General features: G+C 68.4%; 23 protein-coding genes and 2 pseudogenes. 12 read left to right on the forward strand and 13 right to left on the reverse strand.

All coding sequences use genetic code 11. The features are described from left to right. Positions 1–102 precede the first annotated feature (102 nt). The 3 genes from bla to ABIA71_RS19635 are packed head-to-tail and all read left to right on the forward strand — an operon-like array spanning position 103 to position 3,680. On the forward strand, positions 103–1,110 hold the full coding sequence (gene bla, locus ABIA71_RS19625; RefSeq protein WP_354287511.1) for a subclass B3 metallo-beta-lactamase: 1,008 nt from the start codon (positions 103–105) through the stop codon (positions 1,108–1,110). Between the two features lie 34 nt (positions 1,111–1,144). Then, positions 1,145–3,337, forward strand: coding sequence for a DNA helicase II (gene uvrD / locus ABIA71_RS19630; protein ID WP_128096702.1), 2,193 nt, complete (start codon positions 1,145–1,147; stop codon positions 3,335–3,337). 16 nt (positions 3,338–3,353) lie between these two features. Then, positions 3,354–3,680, forward strand: coding sequence for a low molecular weight protein tyrosine phosphatase family protein (locus ABIA71_RS19635; RefSeq protein WP_354287513.1), 327 nt, complete (start codon positions 3,354–3,356; stop codon positions 3,678–3,680). Between the two features lie 87 nt (positions 3,681–3,767). On the opposite strand, the gene ABIA71_RS19640 is transcribed toward ABIA71_RS19635, so the two are convergent. Beyond that, complete coding sequence (locus ABIA71_RS19640; protein WP_354287515.1) at positions 3,768–4,409, reverse strand: YajG family lipoprotein; 642 nt, start codon at positions 4,407–4,409, stop codon at positions 3,768–3,770. A gap of 140 nt (positions 4,410–4,549) precedes the next feature. Between ABIA71_RS19640 and ABIA71_RS19645 the strand changes: the two genes are divergently transcribed. Continuing rightward, entirely contained in the window at positions 4,550–5,104 is a 555-nt protein-coding gene (locus ABIA71_RS19645) for a hypothetical protein (protein ID WP_354287516.1), read from the forward strand. A 164-nt stretch (positions 5,105–5,268) separates the two neighbouring features. Here the strand turns inward: ABIA71_RS19645 and rtcR are convergent, their stop codons facing one another. Beyond that, entirely contained in the window at positions 5,269–6,879 is a 1,611-nt protein-coding gene (gene rtcR, locus ABIA71_RS19650) for an RNA repair transcriptional activator RtcR (protein ID WP_354287518.1), read from the reverse strand. A gap of 306 nt (positions 6,880–7,185) precedes the next feature. On the opposite strand from rtcR, the gene ABIA71_RS19655 reads away from it, so the two are divergent. Together ABIA71_RS19655 and rtcA are read left to right on the forward strand one after the other, a co-directional pair. Beyond that, positions 7,186–8,406 (forward strand): RtcB family protein, encoded by a 1,221-nt coding sequence (locus ABIA71_RS19655; protein WP_354287520.1) that lies wholly within the window; start codon positions 7,186–7,188, stop codon positions 8,404–8,406. 55 nt (positions 8,407–8,461) lie between these two features. Beyond that, the gene (gene rtcA, locus ABIA71_RS19660) at positions 8,462–9,478 is read left to right on the forward strand and encodes an RNA 3'-terminal phosphate cyclase (RefSeq protein WP_354287522.1); all 1,017 of its coding nucleotides are present in this window, start codon (positions 8,462–8,464) and stop codon (positions 9,476–9,478) included. Between the two features lie 13 nt (positions 9,479–9,491). Here rtcA and ABIA71_RS19665 read toward each other — a convergent pair whose 3' ends face one another. Together ABIA71_RS19665 and ABIA71_RS19670 are read right to left on the reverse strand one after the other, a co-directional pair. Then, positions 9,492–9,899 (reverse strand): DUF6326 family protein, encoded by a 408-nt coding sequence (locus ABIA71_RS19665; protein ID WP_354287523.1) that lies wholly within the window; start codon positions 9,897–9,899, stop codon positions 9,492–9,494. 11 nt (positions 9,900–9,910) lie between these two features. Beyond that, complete coding sequence (locus ABIA71_RS19670) at positions 9,911–10,630, reverse strand: DUF4386 domain-containing protein (RefSeq protein ID WP_354287525.1); 720 nt, start codon at positions 10,628–10,630, stop codon at positions 9,911–9,913. A gap of 255 nt (positions 10,631–10,885) precedes the next feature. On the opposite strand from ABIA71_RS19670, the gene ABIA71_RS19675 reads away from it, so the two are divergent. The 3 genes from ABIA71_RS19675 (at position 10,886) to ABIA71_RS19685 (ending at position 12,305) form a co-directional block, all read left to right on the forward strand. After that, positions 10,886–11,158, forward strand: a complete 273-nt coding sequence (locus tag ABIA71_RS19675; RefSeq protein ID WP_354287527.1) for a hypothetical protein — start codon at positions 10,886–10,888, stop codon at positions 11,156–11,158. 72 nt (positions 11,159–11,230) lie between these two features. Next, entirely contained in the window at positions 11,231–11,791 is a 561-nt protein-coding gene (locus tag ABIA71_RS19680; RefSeq protein ID WP_354287529.1) for a sugar O-acetyltransferase, read from the forward strand. A gap of 67 nt (positions 11,792–11,858) precedes the next feature. Next, positions 11,859–12,305, forward strand: a complete 447-nt coding sequence (locus ABIA71_RS19685) for a universal stress protein (protein ID WP_128096711.1) — start codon at positions 11,859–11,861, stop codon at positions 12,303–12,305. Positions 12,306–12,712: 407 nt separating this feature from the next. On the opposite strand, the gene ABIA71_RS19690 is transcribed toward ABIA71_RS19685, so the two are convergent. Both ABIA71_RS19690 and ABIA71_RS19695 read right to left on the reverse strand, forming a co-directional pair. Next, positions 12,713–12,952, reverse strand: coding sequence for a hypothetical protein (locus ABIA71_RS19690; RefSeq protein ID WP_354287531.1), 240 nt, complete (start codon positions 12,950–12,952; stop codon positions 12,713–12,715). A gap of 79 nt (positions 12,953–13,031) precedes the next feature. Further along, a complete protein-coding gene (locus ABIA71_RS19695; protein ID WP_354287533.1) occupies positions 13,032–13,316 on the reverse strand; it encodes a DUF2782 domain-containing protein in 285 nt (94 codons plus the stop codon). A 96-nt stretch (positions 13,317–13,412) separates the two neighbouring features. Here ABIA71_RS19695 and polA point away from each other — a divergent pair, with 96 nt between their 5' ends. Then, positions 13,413–16,184: a DNA polymerase I gene (polA, locus tag ABIA71_RS19700; protein WP_354287535.1), complete on the forward strand. Its 2,772-nt coding sequence runs from the start codon at positions 13,413–13,415 to the stop codon at positions 16,182–16,184. A 376-nt stretch (positions 16,185–16,560) separates the two neighbouring features. Beyond that, the gene (locus ABIA71_RS19705) at positions 16,561–17,037 is read left to right on the forward strand and encodes a DUF421 domain-containing protein (RefSeq protein WP_354287537.1); all 477 of its coding nucleotides are present in this window, start codon (positions 16,561–16,563) and stop codon (positions 17,035–17,037) included. Between the two features lie 241 nt (positions 17,038–17,278). Here ABIA71_RS19705 and ABIA71_RS19710 read toward each other — a convergent pair. Further along, a pseudogene (locus tag ABIA71_RS19710) lies at positions 17,279–17,437 on the reverse strand (coproporphyrinogen III oxidase); the annotation flags it as partial. On the opposite strand from ABIA71_RS19710, the pseudogene ABIA71_RS19715 reads away from it, so the two are divergent. Beyond that, a pseudogene (locus ABIA71_RS19715) lies at positions 17,425–17,541 on the forward strand (YetF domain-containing protein); the annotation flags it as partial. The pseudogenes ABIA71_RS19710 and ABIA71_RS19715 sit on opposite strands and share 13 nt — an antisense overlap. 133 nt (positions 17,542–17,674) lie before the next feature. Here ABIA71_RS19715 and hemF read toward each other — a convergent pair. The 6 genes from hemF to ABIA71_RS19745 form a co-directional block, all read right to left on the reverse strand. Further along, the gene (gene hemF, locus ABIA71_RS19720) at positions 17,675–18,571 is read right to left on the reverse strand and encodes an oxygen-dependent coproporphyrinogen oxidase (RefSeq protein WP_354287539.1); all 897 of its coding nucleotides are present in this window, start codon (positions 18,569–18,571) and stop codon (positions 17,675–17,677) included. 54 nt (positions 18,572–18,625) lie between these two features. Beyond that, entirely contained in the window at positions 18,626–20,296 is a 1,671-nt protein-coding gene (locus tag ABIA71_RS19725) for a hypothetical protein (RefSeq protein ID WP_354287541.1), read from the reverse strand. Positions 20,297–20,473: 177 nt separating this feature from the next. Continuing rightward, the gene (locus ABIA71_RS19730; RefSeq protein ID WP_354287543.1) at positions 20,474–22,003 is read right to left on the reverse strand and encodes a hypothetical protein; all 1,530 of its coding nucleotides are present in this window, start codon (positions 22,001–22,003) and stop codon (positions 20,474–20,476) included. A 65-nt stretch (positions 22,004–22,068) separates the two neighbouring features. Beyond that, positions 22,069–22,662: a tetraspanin family protein gene (locus ABIA71_RS19735; protein ID WP_354287545.1), complete on the reverse strand. Its 594-nt coding sequence runs from the start codon at positions 22,660–22,662 to the stop codon at positions 22,069–22,071. Positions 22,663–22,692: 30 nt separating this feature from the next. Beyond that, complete coding sequence (locus ABIA71_RS19740; RefSeq protein ID WP_354287547.1) at positions 22,693–23,124, reverse strand: NUDIX hydrolase; 432 nt, start codon at positions 23,122–23,124, stop codon at positions 22,693–22,695. After that, positions 23,125–25,491: a S9 family peptidase gene (locus ABIA71_RS19745; RefSeq protein WP_354287549.1), complete on the reverse strand. Its 2,367-nt coding sequence runs from the start codon at positions 25,489–25,491 to the stop codon at positions 23,125–23,127. Positions 25,492–25,693 lie beyond the last annotated feature (202 nt).

The following is a 25,693-nucleotide window of genomic DNA, read 5'->3' on the forward strand; positions in this document are numbered from 1 at the left end:
TGACGTGAGGCATTGAACCGGCTCATGCCTCTGGCTCGATCTTCGCATTGGTGACGGTGCGCCTACCGCTCTAGGCTGCTGCCTTTCAGACCGGGAATGCACATGACGCCTACCTCAGACCCGACCGCCCTACGCGGCCCTGCTGCCCCGGCCGTGATGGGCCGCGTAATCGCCGTACTGGGCATCGGCATGCTGCTGTCTGCCTGCCAGCCCGACGTCAGTGCCGATGCCGCCGCACCCGCCGCACCGGCCAGCGCCGCATTGCCCGCTGCCAGCGCAGTGGATCACATGCCGGCCTGCCCGGCGGGAGCCAGCGTCATGGACGGCTGGAACGATCGCGCGCCGCCGCGTCGCATCTTCGGCAACACGTGGTACGTGGGCACCTGCGGGCTGTCGGCGGTGCTGGTGACCTCCGACCAGGGGCATGTGCTGATCGACGGTGGCACCGTGGCGGCCGGTCCCCTGATCGAGGCCAACATCCGCGCGCTGGGCTTCGACCCGCACGCAGTGAAGTATCTGCTCAACTCGCACGAGCATTCCGACCATGCCGCCGGCCTGGCCCACCTGCAGGCGGCCACCGGGGCCCCGCTGCTGGCGCGTGCACCGGCGGTAGCCACGCTGCACAACGGCAGGGGCGACCGCAGCGACCCGCAGCACCTCGAACCCGGTGGGACCTTCCCGCCAGTGGCCAACGTCGTAGTGGTCGCCGACGGCGAGGTGGTCCGCGTCGGCCCCTTGGCGCTGACCGCCCATGCCACGCCAGGCCACACGCCCGGCGGCACCAGCTGGACATGGCGCTCCTGCGAGGGCGCACGCTGCCTGGACATCGCCTACACCGACAGTGTCAGTGCCATCTCCGACGCACAGTACCGCTACGGGGATCATCCGCCGGTGGTCGCCGCCTTCCGCCGCGGCCTGGACACGCTGGCCGCGCTGCCCTGCGACATCCACGTGACGCCGCATCCGCTGGGCAGCAATCTGTTCGCGCGCCTGGCAGGCGATGGGACGCCGCCGCTGGTGGACGCGGGGGCCTGCCAGCGTTACGCGCAGAACGGACGTGCCCAGCTGGACGCCCGCCTGAAGGAGGAGGCCGCCGGTCGCAAACCCTGACGCAGGGAGGACGCGGAGGGCGTAAAATGGCGGCATGGATGTCTCCCACTTGCTCGACGGGCTCAACCCCGCCCAGCGCGAAGCTGTGTCCGCCCCGCCCGGCCACCATCTGGTGCTTGCCGGTGCCGGTTCCGGCAAGACCCGCGTACTTATCCACCGCATCGCCTGGCTGAATGAAGTCTGCGGCGTGCCTACCCATGGCATTTTTGCGGTGACCTTCACCAACAAGGCCGCCGGCGAGATGCGCCACCGCATCGACCTGCAGCTGCCGCAGGGCAGCCGCGGCGCGTGGATCGGCACCTTCCACGGGCTGGCCCACCGCCTGCTGCGCCTGCATTACCAGGACGCCAAGCTGCCCGACAGCTTCCAGGTGCTCGATTCGGACGACCAGCTGCGGCTGGTCAAGCGCGTGGTGCAGCAGCTGGAGATCGACGACAGCAAGCACCCGCCCAAGCAGATCGCGTGGTGGATCAACGAGCAGAAGGACGAAGGCCGCCGCCCGCAGCACATCCAGCCCGAGCCGCACGACGCGTGGCTGGAAACCATGCGCCAGGCCTACGCGGCCTACCAGGAGCGCTGCGACCGCGCCGGCCTGGTCGACTTCGCCGAGCTGCTGCTGCGCGCGCACGAACTGCTGCGCGACAACCCCGCGTTGCTGGCCCATTACCGTTCGCGCTTCCGCGAGATCCTGGTGGACGAGTTCCAGGACACCAACGCCATCCAGTACGCCTTCGTGCGCGTGCTGGCCGGCGACAGCGGCCACGTGTTCGTGGTCGGCGACGATGACCAGGCCATCTACGGCTGGCGCGGCGCCAAGGTCGAGAACGTCCAGCGCTTCCTGAAGGATTTCCCCGGCGCGCAGACCGTGCGCCTGGAGCAGAACTACCGCTCCAGCGCCAACATCCTGGGCGCGGCCAACGCGGTGATCGCGCACAACCCCGACCGCATCGGCAAGGAACTGTGGACCGACAGTGGCGACGGCGATCCGATCGACCTGTACGCGGCCTACAACGAAATGGACGAGGCGCGTTATGTGGTCGAACGCGCACGCCAGTGGGTGCGCGACGGCGGCAGCTATGGCGATGCGGCGGTGCTTTACCGCAGCAACGCGCAGTCGCGCGCGTTTGAAGAGGCGCTGATCTCCGAACAGGTGCCGTACCGCGTGTATGGCGGCATGCGCTTCTTCGAGCGCGCCGAAATCAAGGACGCGCTGGCCTATCTGCGGCTGATGACCAACCGCAACGATGACGCCGCCTTCGAGCGCGCGGTCAACACGCCCACCCGTGGCATTGGCGACCGCACCCTGGATGAAGTGCGGCGGTTGGCGCGCAGCCACGCGATTTCGCTGTGGGAAGCCACCATGCTCACCACCCAGGGCAACGAACTGGCGGCACGTGCACGCAACGCGCTGGCCGGCTTCCTCACCCTGGTCAACCAGCTGCACGGCGAAGCCGGCGAGATGACCCTGGCCGAGCGCATCGACCACGTGCTGGTGCGCTCGGGCCTGCGCGAACACTGGTCCAAGGAAAGCCGCAACGCGCTGGATTCCGAATCGCGCGCGGACAACCTCGACGAACTGGTGTCGGTGGCCTCGCGCTTCGTGCGCCGCGAGGACGACATCGAGGAAACCGGCGAGACCATGAGTGAACTGGTCGCCTTCCTGTCCTACGCCTCGCTGGAGGCCGGCGAAGGCCAGGCCCAGGCGGGCGAGGAGGGCGTGCAGCTGATGACGCTGCACTCGGCCAAGGGCCTGGAATTCCCGATCGTGTTCCTGGCCGGCATGGAAGATGGCCTGTTCCCCAGCGCACGCTCGCTGGAAGAAAGCGGCCGGTTGGAGGAAGAGCGCCGCCTGGCCTATGTGGGCATCACCCGCGCGCGCCAGAAGCTGGTGCTCAGCTACGCCGAATCGCGGCGCATCCACGGCCAGGAAAACTACAACGTGCCCTCGCGCTTCCTGCGCGAGATCCCGCGTGAACTGCTCAACGAAGTGCGGCCCAAGGTGCAGGTCTCGCGCACCGCCTCGCTGGGGGCCAACCGGGTGATGGGCCACGCTGCGCTGGAAGCACCGCCGCTGAAGCTGGGCGCCCTGGTCAACCACCCGAAGTTCGGCGAAGGCATGGTCACCGATTACGAAGGCAACGGCCAGCACGCGCGCGTGCAGGTGGAGTTCGCCGACGCCGGCAGCAAGTGGCTGGTGATGGCCTACGCCAACCTCACCGTGCTCTGAGGCGGGCGCGCCACGGATGACGCGCCACGTCTTGTTCATCTGCAGCCAGAACCGCCTGCGCAGCCCCACGGCCGAGCAGGTGTTCGCCGATTGGCCAGGCATCGAAACCGCATCGGCCGGGCTCAAGCCCGATGCCGATGTGCCGGTCAGCCCGGAGCTGCTGCAGTGGGCCGACCTGATCTTCGTGATGGAGCGCGCCCACCGCAGCCGCCTGTCCAGCCGGTTCCGGCCCTGGCTGGGTGGCAAGCGCCTCGTCTGCCTGGATATTCCCGACGACTACGACTTCATGCAGCCGGCGCTGGTGGACCTGCTGGAGCGAAAGGTAGCGCCCTTCCTGCGGTGAGGTGCAGCGCCGCCGTTGGCCACGGGCGTGACCTCCGGGAGCGCAGCACCAAGCTCGGCTGCGCGTTCTTCGGGCCGCGCGCAACGGTCAGTTCACCGCGTTGTCCGCGGTACCTGTGCGAGTGGCAGCTTCCTGCCCGGCCATGCCCTGCTTGAAGTTCTGGGTGAAATCGCGGACCGCCCGTTCCAGCGCGATCTCCCAGTTCTCACGCGAGACGACCTGGAACACATTGGTTCCATGGCCCTTCGCCGTGAACGTGCGGGTCCGGTCGCGGTCATGCACGGTTACATCGACGGCAACATCGGCCACCATCTGCTGTGCCCAGCCGGCGGCGCGCCAGAAATTGAACGGCATCTTGACCGCAAATTCGTTCATCGACGCATCCAGTCGCAGGCACTCGGCCTCGCAGCGATCTGCGGTGCGGTATCCCATGTTGCGTAGCGCTTGGATCATGATCTCGCGGGTCTTGTCGGCGGCGGTTTCCGTTTCGAGCGCGAGCTTGAATCCGTTGCCGTGGCGGATTTCGCCCCCCACGTTGTTCGCCCGTTCCGATGCAGGAATCTTGGACAGGAACTCCGCGGGCCGTTGGTCGCGCACGGGGGTGACAACCACGACGGCGCCCTGCTCGGGGTTTACCCGGACGTCCGGCACGTTCACGCGCACGATTTCCGTGCGCGTGCCGCATGCGGTAAGAAGCAATAGCAGTGCAGGCACGACGATCGACTTCATGACTCCCCCTGTTGGAATGCTGGTCTGGACTGGCCCATTATGGCGTGCCCGCGACGTGCGCTGGTTTGGACGGGTGGCGAATCCGGCCGAGCATGGCTCGGCACTACAATGGGGGTATTCCGTTGGCACAGGCCACCCACATGACCGATTCCCCGCTGTACGTTACCGTCAAATTGAATGCCAAGCTGCAACCCGAGCATCGCCATGAGCTGTTCGAGGATCCGCTCGACGCGCTGCTGGAAAGCGCCGAGCTGGGCCAGCTCACCGGTGGCGGCACCGCGTTGACCGACGAGGGCGAAGTGGATTACGGCGACATCGAGATTGCCCTGAACGATCCAGCCTCGCTGCCGGGCGTGATCGAACTGCTGGAACAGCTGGGTGCGCCGAAGGGTTCGCTGATCCAGCGCGAAGGCGCGCCGGACCAGCCGTTCGGTGTCACCGAGGGCCTGGCCCTGTACCTCAACGGCACCGACCTGCCCGATGAGGTCTACGAGCAGTGCGACTCGAACTACGTGTTCGAACAGATCGTCGAGCGCATCGAAGGCGTGGGCGAGATCTGCAGCTGGTGGCAGGGGCCGACCGAGACCGCGCTGTACCTCTACGGTGTGTCGTTCGAGACCCTGCGTGAACGCATCGCCGACCTGGTGGCCACCTATCCGCTGTGCCAGGGCGCGCGCGTGGTCAAGATCGCCTGACCGGCGTGTAGCCGGGCCGGGGTTGCGGGCAGCCGACCAACGGTCGGCTCTACCGCGCCCGCACCCGGGTAGAGCCGACCGTTGGTCGGCTGCCCCCGCACCCACGTAGCGCCGACCGTTGGTCGGCTGCACGCAACCCGGCGCCCCTCGTCGGCACCCGGCGGTTACCCCGCAGCACCCGCGCGCGAAACCCCGCGCACCTGTTCCCAGTCCAATCCAAACCTCGCCAGGTACTTGCGCAGCCGATCCGCATCATTGGTGCTGGCCCGCTGCGTGCGCGACACCGCGAACAGCTCGCGGCCGGCAGCCGAGAGCGATGCGGAGCGGGCGCAGACCCGCACCACGTCTTCCAGCTGCACGCGGTCGAAGCGGTCCAGTTCGGCAGCGGCCTCACCCAGCAGCGCGTCCAGCGGCGAGACGTCGGTGCCGCCATGCCACTGCGCGCGCAACCGCGCGATCTCTTCTTCCACCCCATCGGTCTGGATGCGCCCGGCGTTGGCGAGCGTGGCCAGCCGCATCAGCGACGCGCCCAGGTCGCGGAAGTTGCCCCGCCAGGTGGCGTCGGGGCTGGTGGCGAAGGCCAGGTAACGGGTGCGTGCCTCGGCATTGAAGCGTACCCGCTCGTGCTGCTCGCGCGACCAGCGTTCCAGCTCGAAGTCCAGGTTCGGTTCGATGTCTTCGCTGCGTTGGGCCAGGCCGGGCAACGGGTACGTCCACAGGTTGAGCCGGGCCAGCAGGTCCTCGCGGAAGCGGCCGGCGCGCACAGCCTGCTGCAGGTCGCGGTTGGTGCCGGCGATCAGCTGGAAATCGCTCTCCACTTCGCGGTCGCTGCCCACCGGCAGGAAGCGCTTCTCTTCCAGTGCACGCAGCAGCATCGCCTGCTCGTCCTGGCCCAGCTCGCCGATCTCGTCCAGGAACAACAGGCCTTTGTCGGCCGACCGCAGCAGGCCGGCACGGTCGCTGACCGCACCGGTGTAGGCGCCCTTGGTATGGCCGAACAGCGTGCTCATCGCACCGTCGCCGCGCAGGGTGGCGCAGTTCACTTCGACAAACCGCCCCGGCAACTGATGCTTGAGCTTCTTCAGGTCGAACACCCGCCTGGCCAGCTGGCTCTTGCCGGCGCCGGTGGGCCCCATCAGCAGCATCGGCGCGCGCGAGCGGGTGGCCACGGTTTCGATCTGCTCGATCATCCGGTTGAAGGCCGGGTTGCGGGTGGCGATGCCGCCCTTGAGCAGGTCGCGGTCCTGCAGTTGCTGCTGGGCAAAGCGCTGGGCGATGTGGTCGTAGCGCGACAGGTCCAGGTCGATCACCGCGTACGTACCCGGGTCGCCCACGTGCTGCTTGCGCGGCGGCGAGGTCTGCAGCAGCCGCCCGGGGAAGTGGCGGCTTTCGGTCAGCAGGAACCAGCAGATCTGGCTGACGTGCGTGCCGGTGGTGATGTGGATGTAGTAGTCCTCCTCATCCGGCTGAAACGCATAGCCGGCCAGGAAATCGTGCAGGCACGCATACACGCCCTCGAACTCCCACGGGTCGGCCATGTAGGTGTCGTGGACGTGCACCGCCGTTTCCGGCGCGGTCAGCGCGAGATCCTCGCGCACCAACGCGGTCAGCGTGCCGAAGCGGCGCTTGTCCACCAGCAGTTCGATGCGGTCTGGCACGAAGTCATCGTGCATGCCCAGTGCCACCGTCGGCCGCCATTTCTGCCAGCGGCCTGGACCGGTGCCGGCATCGAGCTGGATACCGAGCATGCCGAACACGACCTGTCGCTTACGCATATCCATCCTTATAAGAAGCGCGCCCACAATATATAGAAAACAGCCATGGGGTAGAAGTTGAACGCCGCGAATACTCCATGAAATTCCTTTAGAAACATGAGCTTGGGCAATAACCGTCGAAGTTGGCACGCCGATTGCTCTACTTCTGGCAGGACGCGATGCGGGCCGCCCACCGGCCCCATCGCAGCGCAGGTGCACGCCGCAGGGACGCGGCAAGGGCAATGCCCGGCTGGCAATGGGGCCAGCCGGGCCGGGCCGGACGCTGTACCGCGCCGCCTTCCGGCATATCGAACAAGGAAACGAACCATGAGCACTACCTACGACGTCATCCAGCAGCCCGGCGCTGTTCCGATCAAGCTGTGGACCCGCGGCGTGCCGCTGGAAGACGCGGCACGCGAGCAGCTGCAGAACATCGCGCGCCTGCCCTTCATCCACCGCTGGATCTCGGTGATGCCCGACGTGCACCTGGGCAAGGGCGCCACCATCGGCTCGGTGGTGCCCACCATCGGCGCGATCATCCCGGCAGCCGTGGGCGTGGACATCGGCTGCGGCATGATCGCCACCCGCACCACGCTGACCGCCAGCGACCTGCCCGACAACCTGTCGGCGGTGCGCAGCGCGATCGAGCGCGCGGTGCCGCACGGCCGCAGCGTGGGCCGTGGCCGCGACAAGGGCAGCTGGGAGACGCCGCCGGAACTGGCGGTGGACGGCTGGCGCCAGCTGGTGGACGACTTTGCCTTGATCTGCGAGCGCCACCCCAAGCTGAAGAACACCAACAACCTCAAGCACCTGGGTACGCTGGGCACCGGCAACCACTTCGTGGAAATCTGCCTGGATGAAGACCAGCGCGTGTGGTTCATGCTGCACTCCGGCTCGCGTGGCGTGGGCAATGCCATCGGCACGTACTTCATCGAGTTGGCCAAGCAGGAAATGCGTCGCTGGATGATCAACCTGCCAGACCAGGACCTGGCCTACCTGCCCGAAGGCAGCACCCACTACGGCGACTACGTGTTCGCCGTGGACTGGGCGCAGCGTTTCGCACGCATGAACCGCGAGATCATGATGCGCAACGTGGTGGCGGCGGTACGCACGGTGATCACCCAGCCGTTCGAGGCGCAGGCCGAGGCGGTCAACTGTCACCACAACTACGTCAGTCGCGAGCACCACTTCGGCAAGGACGTGATGCTTACGCGCAAGGGCGCGGTCAGTGCGCGCAAGGGCGAGATGGGCATCATTCCGGGCAGCATGGGGGCCAAGAGCTTCATCGTGCGCGGGCTCGGCAACGAGGACAGCTTCCACAGCTGCAGCCACGGCGCCGGTCGCGTGATGAGCCGTACCCAGGCGCGCAAGCTGATCAGCGTGGACGACCACGCCAAGGCCACCGCGCACGTGGAATGCCGCAAGGACGTGGAGGTGGTGGACGAGTCACCGGCGGCCTACAAGTCGATCGAAGCGGTGATGGAGGCCCAGCGCGACCTGGTCGAGATCGTGCATACGCTGCGCCAGGTGGTGTGCGTAAAGGGATGAACCGCCGGGCGCGCGGCGTACACTGCGCCGCGCGCCGGCAAGGAGGACGACACACATGGACATGATTGAACTCGATGGCAGCCAGGGTGGCGGGCAACTGCTGCGCTCGGCGTTGAGCTTGAGCCTGTGCACCGGCATTGGCTTCACCATGCATGACATCCGCGCGCAACGCCGTCGCCCCGGTTTGATGCGCCAGCACCTCACTGCGGTCACCGCGGCGGCGCGGGTGGGCAACGCCTGCACGCACGGCGTGGAACTGGGGGCCACCTCGCTGCGCTTCGAGCCCGGCCCGGTGTGCGCGGGCGACTACCAGTTCGCCACCGGTAGCGCCGGCTCGGCCACGCTGGTGCTGCAGACCGTGCTGCCGGCGCTGTGGCAGGCCGCAGCGCCCTCACGGGTGCGGCTGGAAGGCGGTACCCACAATCCGTTGGCGCCCAGCGCGGACTTCATCGCCGACGCCTACCTGCCGGCACTGGCCAGAATGGGCGTGCAGGCCTCCGTGGCGCTGCAGCAGCACGGTTTCCACCCGGCCGGCGGTGGCGTGCTGCAGCTTGAGGTCGCGCCGTGTGCGGCGTTGCAGGCCTGCGACTTCCAGGACCGTGGCGCGTTGGCGTCGATGGAAGCCACGGTGTTGATGTCCGGGCTGTCCAGCAGCATCGGCCTGCGCGAGTTGCAGGTGCTGGCCGACACCCTGGGCGTGGATCCGCATCCACGCCACGTGCGCTCGGTGCGCCCGGCGCTGGGCCCGGGCAACGTGGCGCTGGTGCATGTGCGTCACGACGCCCACGTGGAGGTGTTCAGCGGGCACGGCGAGCGTGGCGTGTCGGCCGAGCAGGTCGGCGCGCGGCTGGCCGCGCAGGTGCAGCAGTACCTGCAGGGCAGCGGCTGCGTGGGCGAGCATCTGTCCGACCAGTTGCTGCTGCCGATGGCGCTGGCCGGGGCCGGCAGCTTCACCACCGCGGCGATCAGCGAGCACCTGGCCAGCAATGCACGCTTGATCGAGAAATTCCTGCCGGTCGAGTTCGACTGGCAGCCGCACGAGGGCGGGTGGCGGGTGACGGTCAGCCGTTGACCCCGCGCGCTGCTTACCCGCGCGGCCATCGCCATGCCACCACCACGGTGGCCAGCGACAGCGCAATTTCGATCACCGCCAGGGTGAGGTAGAACCACCATGCCCCGGGCAGGGTCAGCAGCATGATGACGGTGTAGACCAGGCCGAAGCCGATGTTGAGCCAACGCGCCAGCGACGCCGGTGCCACCAGCGACAGCAGCACCATCAGCGCGGGAATGGCCAGCATCAACGCCGTGCCCACCAGCGTGCCTTCGCTGACCGGCCCGACCGGCCCGGTGCCGTTGATCATGCCCTGCAACTTGCCGGGGACGTACAGGCCGAAGTAGTCGCCGTAGATGTAGCAGAACATCAGCGACGTCCACAGCGCCGACAACTTGAAACGCACGTGGATGGGTGTGTCGTGCAATGCGGGGGTGCTCATGGCGATTCTCGTCAGGAAAGGACGGTGGCATGCCGGGGCGGGGCGGGGTCGCTGGCGCGCGCCCCGAACAGGGCCAGCCAGAGGCCGCTGCCGATCTCGCCGAGCGAGGCGGGCAGCGTGGCGTAGTTGGACAGCGCGGTAGTGGCGTAGCCGGGGATCAACAGCTCGCCGAACACATTGAGCAGGTAACCGATGCCGCCGAGCATCAGCAGCACGCCGAGTGCACGCGGTATGGCGCGCGTGCGCCACACCAGCCAGCCAAACGGCAGCAGCCACAGCCCCCAGAACAGGCTGGCCAGGAAGATGTGGCTGCTCCAGCTTTTCAGTGCGGCCATTGCCAGCATCTGCAGCTGCCCGGCCGACAGCGCCCGCGCCAGCGCCGGGTCGGTGAGCAGGGTTACCGCCTCCAGCCGGTGGGCCAGTGCGGCCAGCGCGATCGGTACACCGGTGACCGCCAGGGCCACCATCAGCGTGGCCGCCGGGCGATGCGCCGCAGCGAACACGCGGTACAGCAGCAGCGGCAGCAGCAGGAAGGCGATCTGCTCCAGGGCGAAGGCGGCGACGCCGGCACGGAACAGCTCGGCATGCGCGACCACGTTGGCAAGGGTGGCGGCTGGATCGTCGCCGACGCTGATCCGGGAAGGCACGTAGGCCAGGCTGAAGATGCCGGTGGCGATCACCACCAGATATACCCCACCGGCCAGGCGGCCGGTCCGCTGCTGCATTGCCATCGCGCCGCTCCGGGTACCGGTGGGAAGCACCGGTTGCCGCCACCGTACGGGGCGGGTGGGTCACCGGTGACTGCCGGAAGTCACGTGCCGACGGACGGTAGGACGGCGCAGGGACGCCCGGCCCGGTCATCGGCACCCGCTACTCGTCGGCCATGGCCCTGCACTCATCCCGCATTTCAGCCGCTTCGTCGCGTGCCGCTTGTGGCCGTCCGGCACCGCGCCCAGAGTCTGGCGCTGTCCGCTGGGAGCGCGCAAATGAACAAGGGAACTCCGTACCTGTTGGCTGTCCTGGTTGCGCTGACGCTGTCGGCGGGCTGGGTGGCACCGGTGCTGGCCTTGTTCGAGCATGCGTACGCCTGCCTGCAGCATGGCGGCGGCCTGGACCTGGTCCGGCTGCGCTGCGAACCGCGCCCGGCGGGCCTGTGCGCGTTGCTGGCGTCCTGGCCGTTCTGGGCTACCGCGGTTGCGTTGGCAGTGGCCACCCTGGTTGCCACGCGCGGACCGCGCCGGCTGCTGCGCCTGCGCTGACCCGGGCGTGCCGCGGGTTTACCGGCATCGCAGCGAAGCGGCATCATCAGCAGCCGCATTGCAGGTTCAACCATGACGCTGAGCGAGAAGGACAAGATGCTGTCTGGCCACCCCTACCGGCCGGGCGACCCGCAGCTGCAGGCCGAGATGGCGGCGGCCAAGGCCTGGATGGTGCGCTACAACGCCGCGCTGGCCGAGGCTCCGGATGTCCGCCGTGCACTGCTGCGCGAGCAGCTCGGTGCGGTTGGCGACGGCACGGTGATCCGCCCGCCGTTCCATTGCGATTACGGCAGCCACATCCACCTGGGCAACGGGGTGTTCCTCAACTACAACTGCGTGATCCTGGACGTGGCCGAGGTGCGCATCGGCGACGGTACCCAGATCGGCCCGGCGGTGCAGATCTATGCCGCCGACCACCCGCGTGACCCGCAGGCGCGGGCACAGGGGTTGGAGCTGGCGCGACCGGTGCGGATCGGGCGCAATGTGTGGATCGGCGGCGGGGCCATCCTGCTGCCGGGCGTGAGCATCGGCGACGATGCGGTGGTGGGCGCAGGCAGCGTGGTCACCCGCGACGTGGCGGCCGGTGCCACCGTGGTGGGCAACCCCGCACGCGTGGTGCCACCGCGCGATTGATCCGGCTCGCGGCCTCCACGCCGGGTGTGCAATGGTGGCCCCACACTGCACCGGAAGGAGCCCTGCCATGTACAAGCGAATCCTGATTGCCACCGACGGCTCGGAACTGTCTGAAAAGGGCCTGCTCAAAGGCCTGGAACTGGCCAAGGATCTCAATGCCGAGGTCGACATCGTGACCGTGTCCGAGCCGTGGGCGGTGGGCATGTACGACGCGATGGGCTGGAGCGTGGGTTACATGAACAGCCCCGAGTACAAGGCCGACCGCGAAGAAACTGCGCAGAAGGTACTGGCGCCGGCCAGGGCGACCGCCGAGGCACAGGGCCTGCGTGCCAACGTGGTGCACGTGCTGGACCGCTATGCGGCCGACGGCATCATCGACACCGCCGTGGAGCGCAACAGTGACCTGATTGTGATGACCTCGCATGGCCGCCGCGGCGTGACCCGCGTGCTGCTGGGCAGCCAGACCGCCGAAGTGCTGGCGCGCAGCACCGTGCCGGTGCTGGTGATCCGTTGAGCGAGCACGGCGCCGCTGCGTAGCCTCGCCCGCAGGCACCGGTAGTGCCGGCCGCTGGCCGGCTCGCCGCAGCCTCGATCACGTAGTGCCGGCCGCTGGCCGGCTCCCCGCAGCCTCGATCACGGTAGTGCCGGCCGCTGGCCGGCTCCCGACAACGTCAGGTTTCCTGGGGAGCCGGCCAGCGGCCGGCACTACCGTGTGGGCTGGGTTTCCTGGGGAGCCGGCCAGCGGCCGGCACTACCGTGGTGGGTAGGGTTTGCCGGGGAGCCGGCCAGCGGCCGGCACCACCGTGTGGGTTGGGTTTGCCGAGGAGCCGGCCAGCGGCCGGCACTACCCTGTTGGGTTGGGTTTCCCGCGTCGCCGGCCAGCAGCCGGCAGGGCACGCAGCGGTGGACGCGCCGCGGGGCCTAGGGGCGCAGCTTCAGCGTCTGCGATTCATCCAGGCTGCCGTCGGGCTGCAGCACCACGAAGCGCTCGCCGCTGCGGTCGAACAGGACCGGGACGGGATCGCGGAACAGCGGCCGGCGCACGAAGCGCAGCTGCCAGCCGAAATGTTCCAGAGTTTCCACGGCCTGGCGTTGCTCGGCGGTAAGCCCGGCCCGCAGCTGGGCGGGGTCGGGCGGCTGGCGGCGTTCGGGCGTATTCATTTACTGAAACAAGGCAAAGTCCGGAAAACCTGTCGATGCAAGCAGCGTTCCAACCGCGTGTGGGCAGGGACGCCTGCCCTCACCAGCTGTAAAGCTTCCAGTACACCGGCGACACCCCGTCCTTGTCGCTGTCCATGCGGCCATCGCCGTTGCGGTCGTACATGTAGAACGCCGGGCCCTGCGCAGGCGTCACCTTGACCATCCGCAGCTGGCCAGCCACGCGGTATTCCTCCAGCGTGTCGCCGTTGGCCAGGGTCTTGCTGGACACATCGGCACCGCTCACATCGACCGGGGGCTTACCGCCGCCGCCGGTGGTGGCACAACCGGCCAGCGCGAGCAGGCCAACCAGCAACAGGGTCTTCATGGGCCGAGGTCCTTGTACAAGTGAAGGTTGATTATGCCCCACGCGTCGTCGTCGGCGTGTCTGGGGTCAGCGCGGGTGGGCGCGTAGAATCGTCGCATGAGCCGATTAGTCCTGATTGACGGGTCCAGTTACCTGTACCGCGCGTTCCACGCGCTTCCGCCGCTGACCAACGCCCACGGTGAACCCACCGGCGCGCTGTTCGGTGTGGTCAACATGCTGCGCGCCACCCTCAAGGAACGCCCGGAATACGTGGCGTTCGTGGTCGATGCGCCCGGCAAGACCTTCCGCGACGACCTGTATGCCGACTACAAGGCCAACCGCCCGCCGATGCCTGACGACCTGCGTCCGCAGATCGAGCCGATGTGCCAGATCGTCGAAGCGCTTGGTCTGAGCATCCTGCGCATTCCCGGCGTGGAAGCCGACGATGTGATCGGCACGCTGGCCCTGCAGGGCCACCAGGACGGCCTGCAGGTGACCATCTCCACCGGCGACAAGGACTTCGCCCAGCTGGTCCGCCCGGGCATCGAACTGGTCAACACCATGACCGGCAGCCGGATGGATTCGGATGCGGCGGTGATGGACAAGTTCGGCGTGCGGGCCGACCAGATCGTGGACCTGCTGGCGCTGATGGGCGACACCGTGGACAACGTGCCCGGCGTGGAGAAGTGCGGCCCCAAGACCGCCGCCAAGTGGTTGGCCGAGTACCAGAACCTGGACGGGGTGATGGCCGCCGCAGCAGGCATGAAGGGCAAGATCGGCGAGAACCTGCGCGCGGCGCTGGAGCGGCTGCCGCTCAACCGCGAACTGGTCACCATCCGCACCGACGTGCCGCTGGACGCCAGCCCGCGCACGCTGGCACTGCGCGACCCGGACGTGCCCACCCTGGGCGAGCTGTACCTGCGCTACGGCTTCACCCAGGCGCTGAAGGAGCTGGGTGGCCCGGCAGCGGCGGCGGTGGCCGCCAGCGACGCCACGGTGAGCCTGCGTGGCACCGCCGCCGGGTACGCCCGCAGCGCGCCGGCTGAAGCGGCGGCCGAGGTCGATCCGGCGCTGTCCGCACCCGGCGACTACGAGACCGTGCTGACCACCGAACAGCTGGATGCCTGGGTGCAGCGCGCCGAGGCGGCCGACCTGATCGCCTTCGATACCGAAACCGACGCCCTCGATGCAATGCGCGCCAACCTGGTGGGCATCAGCCTGGCGGTCGAGCCGGGCCGGGCGGCCTACATTCCGGTGGGCCACAACTACCCCGGCGCGCCGGCCCAGCTGGGCGCCGATCAGGTGCTGGCCGCGCTGCGCCCGGTGCTGGAAAACCCCAACAAGAAGAAGCTGGGCCAGCACGGCAAGTACGACCTGCACGTGCTGCGCCGGCATGGCATCGACGTGCAGGGCTATCACGACGACACCATGCTTGAGAGCTTCGTGCTCAATTCCACCGCCACTCGCCACGACATGGATTCGCTGGCGATGCGCTACCTGGGCTACACCACGATCAAGTTCGAGGACGTGGCCGGCAAGGGCGCCAAGCAGATCCCGTTCTCGCAGGTAGGCCTGGACGAAGCCGGCCGCTACGCCGCCGAAGACGCCGACATCACCCTGCGCCTGCACCGCGTGCTGCAGCCGCAGCTGCTGGCCGTGCCGTCGCTGGACGGCGTGTACCGCGACATCGAAATGCCGCTGGTGCCGGTGCTGGCCCGGATCGAAGCCAACGGCGTGCACATCGACATGGCCGAACTGCGCCGCCAGAGCCAGGACCTGAGCGTGCGCATGCTGGCCGCCCAGCAGAAGGCCACCGAGCTGGCCGGCCACACCTTCAACCTGGATTCGCCCAAGCAGCTGCAGGCGGTGCTGTTCGACGAACTGAAGCTGCCGGCGCTGGTGAAGACCCCCAAGGGCCAGCCCAGCACCAATGAAGAGGCGTTGGAGGCCATTGCCGAGCAGCACGAGCTGCCGCGGGTGATCCTGGAGTACCGCGGGCTGGCGAAGCTGCGCAGCACCTACACCGACAAGCTGCCGGAGATGGTCAACCCGGACACCGGCCGGGTCCACACCAGCTACCACCAGTCCGGCGCGGCCACCGGCCGGCTGTCCTCGTCGGACCCGAACCTGCAGAACATCCCGATCCGCACCGACGACGGCCGCCGCATCCGCCGCGCGTTCGTCGCCCCGCCCGGGCGCAAGATCCTGGCCTGCGATTACTCGCAGATCGAGCTGCGGATCATGGCCCACCTGTCCGAAGACCCGGGCCTGGTGCGCGCCTTCGAACAGGGCGTGGATGTGCACCGGGCCACCGCCGCCGAGGTGTTCGGGCGCGCGCTGGACGAGGTCACCCCGAACGAGCGCCGCGCGGCCAAGGCGATCAACTTCGGCCTGATGTACGGCATGAGCGCGTTTGGGCTGGCCCGCAACCTGGGCATCGACCGCGGCCAGGCCCAGGATTACGTGGCGCTGTACTTCAGCCGCTACCCGGGCGTGCGCGACTTCATGGAGCGCATGCGCCAGCAGGCCCGCGACCAGGGCTATGTGGAAACCCTGGAAGGCCGCCGGCTGTACCTGAACGATATTCACGCCCGTAACCAGGGCCTGCGCGCCGGGGCTGAACGGGCGGCGATCAACGCGCCGATGCAGGGCACCGCGGCCGACATCATCAAGCGGGCGATGGTGAAGGTGGACGGGTGGTTGCAGGGTCAGGGCGACCAGGCCCGGATGATCATGCAGGTGCACGATGAACTGGTGTTCGAAACCGAAAGTGAGTTTCTCGATACCTTGCGTTTGAAGGTGGTGGAACTGATGTCGTCTTCAGCTCAGTTGCGGGTGCCGTTGGTGGTCGACGCCGGCGTCGGTGATAACTGGGATGAGGCGCACTGAGACGGAAATCACGCTCAAACAGCTGAATTGGTTCATGGCGCCTTGAAAAACTGACTGTCGGATGAATGTTTCCCCTACAGAGCTTTCATTAATTGGGCCCCTTCACGAACTATCAATGTTCGGGGTGCTTTTATAGACCTCGACAGGCGCAACGCCTGTTGTGGATCTCTCCCATCCCCTGGAGCAGATCTCGGAACGGGGGCTCCTCCCCAAGCGCCCGTTCCCCGGCCCCGCTGACCTCCCCCTGGTCGGCGGGGCTTTTTATTTGGGCCGCCGTAAACCCTGCACGGCCCGCCGTGCGACAGACCTCCGCGCTGCCAATTGCCGTTTGCCCTGCGTGCGGCCCATGCTGTGGGCTGGACCCGGGGAGAACCGCATGAGCGATCTGTTTGCATTGGCCATGCCGTGGTGGGAATTCATCCTGCGCGCGGTGGTGGTGTACGTGCTGGTGCTGGGCATGGTGCGGTTGTCGGGCAAGCGCGCGCTGGGCCAGATCACCCCGTTCGACGTGCTGCTGATCGTGCTGCTGGGCAACGCGGTGCAGAACGCGTTGCTGGGCAAGGACACCTCGCTGGGCGGCGGGCTGCTGCTGGCGGCCACGCTGATCCTGCTCAACTACGGGGTGGGGTGGTTGAGCACGCGCAGTCGCCGCGTTGAACGCCTGGTCGAAGGCGAGCCGGTGCTGATCGCGCGCGACGGCAAGCTGCTGGATTCGGTGCTCCGGCGCGAAATGGTCACGTCGTCCGATTTCGATGCGGCGCTGCGCCAACAAGGCTGCCTGACGATCGACGACGTCGCGCTGGCGGTGCTGGAAATCAACGGCCACATCACCATCGTGCCGAAGAAGCGGTAGAGCCACCCCATGGGTGGCCGCATCGTTCGCCGCCGGTAGAGCCACCCCATGGGTGGCTGCATCGTTCGCCGCCGGTAGAGCCACCCCATGGGTGGCTGCATCGTTCGCCGCCGGTAGAGCCACCCCATGGGTGGCTGCCATCGTTTGAGAGCACAGCCACCCATGGGGTGGCTCTACCCGCCTCTGCGGTGCCGCGCGATTCCATCCGGTAACCCACCCGCCTCTGCGGTGCCGCGTTCGGTTACACCCAGTCGCGCGGGACCAGGTAGTCGGCCAGGCGTGCTTCGTCGCTGCCGGCCTCGGGCTGGAAACCGTATTCCCAGCGCACCCGCGGCGGCAGGCTCATCAGGATGCTCTCGCTGCGCCCGCCGCTCTGCAGGCCGAACCACGCCGGCCGATTTCGATGCGGCGCTGCGCCAACAGCGTTGCCTGACGATCGACGACGTCGCGCTGGCGGTGCTGGAAATCAACGGCCACATCACCATCGTGCCGAAGAAGGGGTAGAGCCACCCCATGGGTGGCTGCCATCTTTGGCACCGCAGCCACCCATGGGGTGGCTCTACCACCCGCCGGGGCGACCATCGGCCGCGCGCGATTCCATCCGGTAACCCACCGGCCTCTGCGGTGCCGCGTTCGGTTACACCCAGTCGCGCGGGACCAGGTAATCGGCCAGGCGTGCTTCGTCGCTGCCGGCCTCGGGCTGGAAACCGTATTCCCAGCGCACCCGCGGCGGCAGGCTCATCAGGATGCTCTCGCTGCGCCCGCCGCTCTGCAGGCCGAACAGCGTGCCGCGGTCGTAGACCAGGTTGAACTCCACGTAGCGGCCGCGTCGGTACAGCTGGAACTCGCGCTCACGCTCGCCGAACGGCATGTCCTTGCGACGCGCCACGATCGGCAGGTACGCGTCGAGGAAGCCATCGCCGACCGCGCGCAGGTAGGCGAAATCGCGTTCGAAATCGCCGTGCAGGTCGTCGAAGAACAGCCCGCCCACGCCGCGGGTTTCATTGCGGTGGCGCAGGAAGAAGTATTCGTCGCACCAGCGCTTGTGGTCGGCATAGCGTGCGTCGCCAAACGGCGCGCACAGGTCGTGCGCCACGCGATGCCACTGCTGCACGTCCTCGTCGAACGGATAGAACGGGGTCAAGTCGAAGCCGCCGCCGAACCACGACGCCACTTCCACGCCATCGCGCTCGGCGCGGAAATAGCGCACGTTGGCATGGGTGGTGGGCAGGTACGGGTTGGCCGGGTGGAACACCAGCGATACCCCGGTGGCGCGCCACGAGGCGCCGGCCAGTTCCGGCCGGTTGGCCGACGCCGACGGCGGCAGGCGGGTGCCGGCCACGTCGGAGAAGCCGATGCCGGCCTGCTCGAACACCGCGCCGTCGCGCAGGATGCGGGTGCGGCCGCCGCCACCTTCAGCGCGCTGCCACTGGTCTTCGGCGAACCGGCCCTGGCCGTCGGCGGCCTCGATGGCCGCACAGATGCGGTCCTGCAGGTCGGTCAGGTAGCTGCGTACGCGCTCGAATTCGTTCATGCCGCTACTTTACCGCAGGCCGGAGAGCCGGGCGGTAGACGCAGCTGCAGCGGATCACCGCTTGTGATTGGGCGTGCGCGGTGCCGGCGGGATGTCCTGATCGGCATCATCGGGGCTGTTCTGCAGTGCCCGCTCCAGCGCATGCCCGGCCGACATCATGGCCCAGTTGCGCGTGTCCAGCAGGTCGCAGGCAACGTGGCGTCCGCTCGCATCGGCCTGGCACAGCGCCTGGAGCATGCCATGCGCATCCACGTCACCGCTTCTTTCCTGTGCGGTGGCCAGGTTTTCGCAACCTTCGCGGATGCCTGCACGGCACACCTGCAGGTAATGCACGCTGGCCTGCTCCCACTGCCCCTTCAAGCCCAGCCGCGTGCCCAGCACGTTGCAGCCCTGCATGCTGCCGCGGGCACAGCAGGCTTCCGCGCCGCCGTCGACCAGCGCCTTGGGGCAGTCCTGCGGCAGCGGCACTTCGGTGAACTGCACCGGCGGCACGCAGCGCGCCGGGTCGTCTTCAGCCGGCGTGCGCTGGAAGCGCTGGAAGCGGGTCCACTGATCCATGCCCAGCAGGTCGCCGTTGGGCAGGGGTTTCAGTACGAAGTCGCCGCCCTGTTCGTGACGGATCCGGATGGCGCCGTCTTCAAGGCGGGCGCGCAGCTGGCCCATGCCCATGTCGACCAGGCCACGGTCACCAAAACGAAGGGAATCCATCAACGCGCGCTGGGAGACGTACGCGCCGCACGGCAGCGTTGCCGCGGCCTGCGGGGCGAGGTCCGCACCCAGCTGCTGCAGCGGGGGCGCAAATGCGCACGCGCGCGTGTCGCCTGCCGTACAGGCCAGGGCCAGCGCCGCCGTCGCATGCCGCAGGTCGCCGGCGTCCCACTGCTGCTCGGCCACCTCGGTGCAGAACCAACCATGAGGACGTGCCTGGCAGTACCCCTGCAGCTTCATCCGGTGCGTCTCGGACAGCGGGCGGTCCGGTTCGGGTGCAAACACCTTGACCATGCCGGCCGCCAACGCAGCGCCCTGCAGGGCCTCGGCGATTTTTTCGCCCAGCTCCGGGCGGGATGCCAGCGTATTCCTGCATGCCGCCTCATCGAATACATCGCCGTCTTCGCGGCACAGGGCGGGAAGGCCCATCTCGTCGAAGGCCCTTTCCATGTACGCGCGCATGGCGATCAGCTGGTTCTCGGAGACGCCGACATCATCGTCGCCGTCACGTTGCTGGCGGGCCTGTGCATCCTTCCGATAGCGAGCGGGCAGATCCCGGCACAGGGCCGGCATGCCGTCACTGCAGCCTGCTTCAAGCGCGGCGGTGTCCTTGTCGTAGCGATCGGCCAGGCAACGCAGCGGATCGGCCAGGCAGCTGCCGTCGGCATGGGTCACCGGCGCGCTGCATTGGGCGGGCGTCCGCAGTACGAAGCGGTTCCAGCCCAGTTCAAGGGCGCGCCCCCGCTGGCTTGCTTTCAGCGGCTCGATGCTGCCCGATCCGAGATCGATCACCTGCGGCTGCCCATCCTGCAGCTGCACGAGAAAATCGCTGCGCTCCCCGCTGTAGTCGATCTGGTAGCCGCGGTCGGGGCCTTCCAGGACCAGCTCGGCGCTGTCGGTGTCGTTGATGAAGCGCCCGCAGGTGAGCGGCTGCGCGAAGGCGGTGGGCGCCAGCACGAGCAGCAGCAGTGCCGCCGGTGCGGCGCGCAGGGAAACACGTGAAAGGCAGGGCAGCATGTCCGATCCTTGGAAGCGACACATCCGGTTGCAGGCCATGATGGAGCGCGATGGACGGCGCAGGGCCTGCAAGACCTGCTGCGCCATCTGTGAAGGGCTGCAGGATAGCGAGGCGGCCGGCGCTGGCAACGGCGGATGTCGCTTCCGGCCGTTGGCGTCGTGCCGCCATCGCCGGCGTCACTCGTCGCGTGCAGCCTCCTCGGCGATCGCACGCACCCTCGCGCGCAGCGTCGGCCAACCGCGGGTGGCGTCCACGTCGCAGGCGATGTGGGTAGCGCCGCCCTTGGCGCAGATGGCGGTCAACATGTTCGGTACCGCTTCGTCACCGGTATGTACATAGACCTCGGCCAGGCCCACGCAGCCATCGCGCACGTCGGCGGTGCACAGCGCGGCGTAGTAAGGCAGCGTGCTTTTCCAGTCTTCGTCACGGGCACGCGCGCTGGCGGCCAGCTTGCAGCCCAGCAGCTGACCGGCCTTGCAGCAGGCCTCCGGGCCGCCCTCGCGATCGAGCGTGGGGCAGTCCAGTGGCTGCGGAATCTCGATGAAGCTCAGCGGGGCGCTGCAGCCACCGGCGGCGCCGGGTTGGCGCGTGTAATGGGCAAAACGGGTGTTGCCGTCCATGCCCACCAGGCTGCCGTCGCGCGTGGTCTGCAGCACGACATCGTCGCCGATGTCGCGGCGCAGGTGGATCCGCCCGTCCTGCACGCGGGCACGCAGGCGCGTGGCGTAGCCGCTCAGCTGGACCACGCCGGCATCGCCGAACTGCAGGTCCGAGGGGATGCCGTTCTCGGCCTCGTAGCGGCCACAGGGCAGGGTGGTGGTGGGCACCGGCGACAGCGCCGCCGCCGACAACCCGACCAGCGGGGCGACCAGTGTGCAGGCATGGGCGTCGGCGCGCGTGCTGCAGGCGTGCTGCAGGGCGTCGCGGGCCTCCAGCAACCGGCCGGCGTTCCACTGTGCCTCGGCGACGCTCTGGCAGAATTCCTCGCGCGGGTGCCGCTGGCACAGGCCCGCCAGTTCGATCAGCTGCGCGGGCGGCAGCACCGCCTGCGACGCGTGGCTCAGCCCCATGAACGCCATGCCCATCATTTCGCCTGCCATTGTTTCAAGCAGGCGCATGCAGACCGCCGGGTCGTGGCCCTTGGCGGTTTCATCGCACTGCGCCGGCATGGGGAACGGAGGCGGCTCTTCCGGGGCGGCTGTGTTGGCCTGCTCCTGGTAGACCTCGATCAAGCGCTTGCAGGCCACCGGCACGTCTTCGCTGCACCACTGGCGCAGCTGCACGGGCTCAGCCTTGAGGTAGTGCTCCAGGCAGCCCACCGGATCGGCGCGGCAGCTGCCTTCTTCCACCGCGTAGAACGGCTTGCAGGCCGCGGCCTTTTCCCGCACGAAATCGTGGTACCCGCCGGTGAGGGTGCGGTCGCCCTCGCCGAAGGTCCAGTTCTCCATGCGCCCGGTGGCCAGGTTGACCATGCCCAGCACATCCTCGCTGCGTGCGATGCGCAGTTCCTCGGTGGGCGAGTGGGCCGACGTCAGGAAGCCGTGACCCTCGCTTTCCAGGGTCAGGATGGCGTTGCCGTCGTCCTGCTTGTAGGTGCCGCAGGCCATGGACTGCGCAGCGGCGGGAAGGCTGGCGGCGGCCAGGACGAGAACGGCCAGGGCACGCCAGCCGATGAAGCGGCGGCGCGCGGAAACAACAGAAGTCACAACAGCATCCTTGGGTGGAAATCGGGGGGCGTCGGCACGGCCGCAGGGGCCGGCCGGGGCAGGGGTCAGCGCTGCATCCAGGCGCGCACGTCGGCACGCAGCAGGCGCACCGCCAGCCAGCCATGCAGGCCGGCAAAGCCCACGGCGGTGAGCACCAGCATGCCGCTCAGGACAATGCGCTGCAGCTGCAGGTCGTGGCGCAGTTGGCGCATGTCGGGGGTGTCACCGTGGCGGGTCAGATACTGCGACACGTGTGCGAGTCCATCATCCACCACCCAGGCGGCAACGAAGTTCAGCAGCGCGGTCACCACCAGCAGCACGATGAACAACCACAGCGCCCAGTGTTCACGGCGCAGCATGCCCACGCACGCCACCACGCCCACCAGGCAGGTGAGCAGCATGGCCACGCAGATGCCCAGCGCGTGTGTCGTCAGCCACTGCAGCGGCGGTGACAGCCAGGCCACATCCCGCGTTTCCACCTGTTCCTGCAGGAAGGCGCCGATCGACAGCGGGCCGGCGACCAGCGCCGCAATGGCCCAGCCCACGGCGGAGGCCACGCATACCAGCAGCACCGATTTGGCCATCGGCGACAGGAATTTCGGTGGCGCCAGCGGGTCTACGAGCGGCTGGGCATGGGGCAACTGCGGGGGCGATGACATCCGGTGTCCTGTTGGGGTCGGCCACGGGCATCAGCCCGCGGCCACCGCGCGTGCGGCCGCGGGCAGGATATGGTCTTCGCTCAAGGCTGCCAAGCGCCGCCCATGCGGCGCCTGCAGGGGAACCCAGGCCAACTCGGCGATTTCCGCCTGCGCCTGCGGTGTGCCGGTGACCTGCACCCGCCACACCTGCGCGTGCACCCGGCGGCCGTGTTCATGCACCGCCCAGGCCTCGAAACGGCCCAGTGGCTGGGCGCTGCCGGGGTCCATGTGCACGCCCAGTTCCTCGTGCAGCTCACGCGCCAGCGCTTGCAGCGGGGCTTCACCCGGGTCGGGTTTGCCCCCGGGCTGGATGAAGGTTTCCGAGCCCTGCTTGCGCACCACCAGCACCTGGCCGGCGGCGTCCAGGATGACCGCGGCGACGATCTCGATCGGCGCCGCGGCGTGGCTGGCCAGCGCCGCCACTTACTTCAGGGTGTCGTTGAACAGCTTGAGGATGCGCTTGTACTGGTCCAGCCACGAGTCCGGACGGACGTAGCCATGGCGCTCCAGCGGGTAGGGCGCGATGGACCAGTTGTCCTTGTGCAGCTCGATCAGCTTCTGGGTGAGGTTGACCGAGTCCTGGAAGAACACGTTGTCGTCCATCATCCCGTGTGCGATCAGCAGGTGGTCCTGCAGGCCGTCGGCGTATTCGATCGGCGACGAGGTGCGGTACGCCTCCGGGTCGATGTCCGGGGTGTTGAGGATGTTGGCGGTGTAGCCGTGGTTGTACTGGTGCCAGTCGACCACCGGGCGCAGCGCGGCACCGGCCTTGAACGTGCCCGGCGAGCGGAACAGCGCCATGAAGGTCATGAAGCCACCGTAGGAGCCGCCGTAGATGCCGGCCTTGGCGCGGTCGCCCTGCTTGGTGTCCACCAGCCAGTCCAGGCCGTCCTTGTAGTCGTCCAGTTCCGGGTGGCCCATGTTGCGGTAGATCGCGGTGCGCCAGTTGCGGCCGTAGCCTTCGCTGCCGCGGTAGTCCATGTCCAGCACGATGTAGCCCTGCTGCACCAGCAGGTTGTGGAACATCTGCTCGCGGAAGTAGGCGGGGTAGCGCTGGTGGACGTTCTGCAGGTAGCCGGCGCCGTGCACGAACATGGCGATCGGGTACTGCTTGCCCGGCTCGGGGTTCTCCGGGCCGTAATACTTGGCCCAGACCACGCCGGCGCCATGCTTGGAGGGCACCTGCACCAGCTTGGGCTGCACCCACTCGCGGGCCTTGTAGGCGGCGGTGCGGGTGTCGGTGAGCACCTTGGCCTGGCCGCCGGTGGTGGGCACCACGGCCAGCTGCGCCGGCAGGTAGGCGCCGGAGTAACGCACCAGCAGCTGCTGGCCGTCCGGGGACAGCGAGAAGTCTTCCACGCCATTGAGCGCGGTCAGCTCACGGACCTGCCTGCTGGCGGTGTCGACCGCACAGACTTCGTAGTCGCCCGGGCTCTGCTGGTTGCACAGGAAGTAGAAGCCGCGGCCGTCGGCGCTGGGCACCGGCATGGAGGTTTCCCACTTGCCGCCGGTCAGTGCCTGCGGCTTGGCGGTGCCCTGCTGGGTGTACAGGTGCGAGTAGCCCGATTCTTCGGACAGCAGCCACAGCGTGCGGTTGTCGTTGGACCAGCCAAAGTCGTTGAAGCCCCAGTTGATCCAGGCGCTGTCGGTCAGGCGGTGGCGGTTCTCGAGCTTGGCGCTGGCGGGACTGACGCTGGCAATCCAGCGGTCCTTGTTGTCGTTGGCGCGCAGCATGATCGCGGCCTGCTGGCCATCGGCGCTCCAGCGGATGCCGGGGTTGCCGGGGCCGGCCAGCACTTCGAGGGGGCGGTTGCCCTTGAGCGCGTCCTTGCCGGCGGCCTTGCGCAGCGCGGCCAGCGGGTCGGTGGCGATGCCGGGCAGGCTGTCCAGCGAGAGCGGCTTGACGGTGCCGGTGACCGCATCGACCAGCCACAGTGCATGCGGTTCGGGATCGTTGCGGCCCACGCGGGTGCGGGTGTCCTCGAACTCTTCGTAGCCCGATTCGGTCACGTACTTGGGCATCTTGCCGCCGCGGCCTTCGTCGAAGCTCTTCGGCTTGGTGACCACGATCAGGCTGCGGGTGTCGGGCGAGAGGGCGCTGCCGACGATCTCCACGTCGGCGCCGAGGTAGACCGGGCCGGGCGCACGGGTGGCGTCGGCGCGGCGCCAGCTGGCTTCCTGCGCCTTGAGCGCGTCGCGCTGGGCGCGATCATTGCGCAGGGTGGCCAGGGTGCGCAGTTGCTGGTCGCGCAGGACGTCGGCCTTGGGGGCATCGTCGGGGTTCTTTTCGGCCTTCAGGCTGGCCACCTGCTGGACGCCACCGGTGGCGGTCCAGTGGAACCAGGTCTGGCCGGTCTGCCAGATGACTCCGCCGTCGCGGGCGAAGTTGGCCGCACTGGCCTTTTCGCTGCTGCGGGTCAACTGGGTCAGCGCGCCGCTGCGCAGGTCGCGCAGGAAGACGTCGCCGTTGCGCACGAACACGGCACGCTGGCGCAGGGTGTCGTACACCGGGCTGTCGACGTCCAGGCTGCTGCGCTGGTCATCGGCCACCTGGGTGGCCACGCCACCGCTGACCGGCTGGCGGAAGGTGTCGCGGACGGGGCTGCCGGTGCGCTTGAGCTGGTACTCGACCTGCTGGCTGTTCCAGGACCACCACGCGCTTTCGACCGGCGGGCCGATCCAGTCGGGGTCGGCCATGGCCTGCTCGATGGTGATCGGCGTCGGCGCCGCGTGGGCGGTGCCGCCGAGGGCGGCGAGCAGCAGCAGGGACAAGGGCAGCGTTCTGGGCATTGCGGGCAGCACCGTAGTAGAAAACCCGGCAAGCGTAGCAGCCGCAAGGGCTGCATGAAGGGGCCACAGGTCATGGACGTGGCCTCTTCCTGCGGAAGGCAAGCGGTGGGTGGGGGGGGGGGGGGGGGGGGGGGGGGGGGGGGGGGGGGGGGGGGGGGGGGGGGGGGGGGGGGGGGGGGGGGGGGGGGGGGGGGGGGGGGGG

This window comes from Stenotrophomonas sp. 2619, from assembly GCF_040548725.1.
GTDB lineage: Bacteria > Pseudomonadota > Gammaproteobacteria > Xanthomonadales > Xanthomonadaceae > Stenotrophomonas > Stenotrophomonas maltophilia_AP.